Annotated in this window: 2 protein-coding genes; both read left to right on the forward strand. The window is 59.3% G+C overall.

All coding sequences use genetic code 11. The annotated features are described in order from the left end of the window. Positions 1 to 915 precede the first annotated feature (915 nt). Positions 916 to 1,650 (forward strand): site-specific integrase, encoded by a 735-nt coding sequence (locus P3T23_RS47435; RefSeq protein ID WP_429322912.1) that lies wholly within the window; start codon positions 916 to 918, stop codon positions 1,648 to 1,650. Further along, a complete protein-coding gene (locus P3T23_RS47440; RefSeq protein ID WP_429322913.1) occupies positions 1,647 to 2,555 on the forward strand; it encodes a tyrosine-type recombinase/integrase in 909 nt (302 codons plus the stop codon). The genes P3T23_RS47435 and P3T23_RS47440 overlap by 4 nt, the downstream gene beginning before the upstream one ends. Positions 2,556 to 2,650: the final 95 nt, after the last annotated feature.

Here is a 2,650-nt window from a genome sequence, read left to right on the forward strand (position 1 = left end):
GTCGGCGAGAAACACCGCCGGGGCAAAGTACATGACCCCAGCCATCACGACCGCGACCGCGCGCATCCACAACGGGCGTGGCTCCTCCTCAGTCAGCGAGGAGGCAAAAAAACGGCGTTGATCCGACGCAGCGAGCCGTACAGCGTTACGCTGGCGTAGCTCGACCCACATTCTGTTTCCCGTGCGCATGATTGTTGGTGCGTTCTTGGTGGGGACGACAGGGCGCCGGATAGGTCCGGAGTGTCAGGATTTAATTTGAGGTGCGAAACTATCATGGGCACCGCACAAATGACAGAACCGGCCTCACGAATTCACAAACTTTGACAAATACGTCGCGCCCTCACAACGTGAAAGCCACAATCCGACCTGTCCGATTGACGGGAAAAATCCGCACACGCAAGTTCCCTCGTTGCAAGCTGGGGTCGTGTACGACACGGGATGCAGTCGACACTGCTTTTTTGGAAATTAGTCGAAATCACGTCGGGCAACTCGACCGGCACGTTTGCTGCATATCGATCAGCTATGAAGAAGGCAGAATCCCCCGCATCGGCAAGCCCAGATCGCGGGCACGCATCAGGTCAGCGGCAAACCAGACCAAGGACGATGGTTAGCGGTCCGCTCGCAATACTCGAGCGGCGGGCAAGCGAATCTGGCTGACGGTGGCGCAGCAAAGCCAACCACCATCTCTATTTCGGTGCCAAGCGCTTTCGCGAATACCTGATCGAGATCGGCGTCTGCCAGGACAACAAGCCCTCGGTTGCCGAGATTCGAGAGCCGGCGATCGTGAGCGGTTTCCGGCGATGGTTGCACACGCACCGAGGCGCGAAAGCGTCGACCATTCGGCTCTACTGTCGTGATGCCGCAGTGATGGTGGAGGTGCTTGGTAGTGACGCGACCCGGTGGGACGCAAAGCACGTGCGCACGTTCCTGTTGAACAGTGCCTGCAACTGTGGCATCGGTACCGCAGAAAAGCTGGTCACCAGCGCGCGAGCCTTCCTGCGTTATCTCGGTGTTCAGGGTTTATGTCGAGCCGGACTCGATCAAGCGGTTCCGGCGTTGGCGCACTGGCGCCTGGCGACACTGCCACGGTGTCTGAGCGCTGACGAAATTGACCGTCTGATTGCCGCATGCGACGGCAATTTACACGGGCGCCTTCGCGATCGCGCGATTGTCCTGTTGCTGGTGCGACTCGGGGTTCGCGCTGGTGACCTTGCGAACCTTCGCATGAGCGATATCGAGTGGGAAACCGGGACGCTGCGCGTCTCGGGAAAGGGGCGCTATGAAGTTCGTCTGCCGCTGCCGCAGGATGCTGGTGAGGCACTTCTGCATTACATCGAGTCGCGACCTCGAGTTGCCTGCAGCGACCACGTCTTTGTTCGAAACATCGCCCCCTTCAAGCCGCTTATCTCAGGCGATTGCATATCGTCGGTAGTGAAGCGTGCACTAAAACGGGGGGTGAGTTCGCCCGCCAAAGGCGCACATCTGCTGCGCCACACAGCGGCGACCGAGATGTTGCGTCATGGGCTTCCCCTCGACCAGATTGGCCAGGTCCTGAGGCATCGCGGCATCGATACCACGGCCTATTACGCCAAGGTCGACATTGCGCTGCTCAGGCAAATCGCGCAGCCATGGCCGGAGGTGACGAAATGATGCCGGCCGTGGAATCCTATCTTGCCGCGCGGCGTGCCGCCGGCTTCAAATTACTGAACGCAGACTATCTGTTGCGCAGCTTCGCGTGCTTTGCCGTCAAGCGCGGTGAAACGTACGTTCGCGCGCAAACCGCAATCGACTGGGCCGCCGAGGCTGCATCGGTGGCCCAGCGTGACGCGAGGCTAAAGACCGTGTGTCGGTTCGCCCGGTATCTGCGTACCGAAGATCATAACCATGAGCTACCGCCCGCCCGGTACTTTGGCTACCGAAAGACACGCCGTGTCCCGTTCATCTACTCGCGCGCGGACATCGAGCGCCTGGTCAACGCAGCCTTGCAATCGGGTCCTCGCGATACTTTGCAACCACAGACGTATGCGACATTAATCGCCCTACTGTCAGCTACCGGCATGCGGATCTCTGAGGCCCTGAACCTGCAGCAAGCCGACATTACCCCCGAAGGATTACTCATTCGAAAGAGCAAATTCCAGAAGAGCCGTCTGGTTCCACTGCACGAGACGGCGGCGGAGGGTTTGCAGAGGTACTTGACCCTGCGGTGGCGGGCCCGTCCGGGTGACGACCATGTGTTCGTTGATGACGATGGGCGCCCGCTCAGATATACGGTCGCTTACTGGATGTTCCAGAAGCTGCTGAAGATCGCCGGCATCGGCACCACCCACAACGGCCACCGTCCCCGCCTACATGAGCTCAGGCACACGTTCGCCGTCAGGGCACTGGAGGTGAGCCCGGAAGGGCGGGACCGCGTTGGGCGGCACATGTTGGCCCTTGCGACCTACATGGGTCACGTCAACATCAACGCCACCTATTGGTATCTGGAGGCAACTCCCGAGCTTCTGCATGACATTGCTGTCGCCGCAGAGGGGTTTCTCACTGGAGAACAGAAATGAATGAATATTCCACGCCAAAGTGAACAGGGATTCCACGGCAAAAAGAACACGAATTCCACGGCAAAGTGAACGCCGATTCCACGGCAAAAAGAACA

It is taken from the genome of Paraburkholderia sp. GAS448 (assembly GCF_050435685.1).
In the GTDB taxonomy this organism is placed as follows: Bacteria; Pseudomonadota; Gammaproteobacteria; order Burkholderiales; family Burkholderiaceae; genus Paraburkholderia.

Excerpts from the sequence above, each read along its gene's own strand:
- P3T23_RS47440 (WP_429322913.1), top strand. The coding sequence starts at position 1,647 with ATGATGCCGGCCGTGGAATCCTATCTTGCCGCGCGGCGTGCCGCCGGC.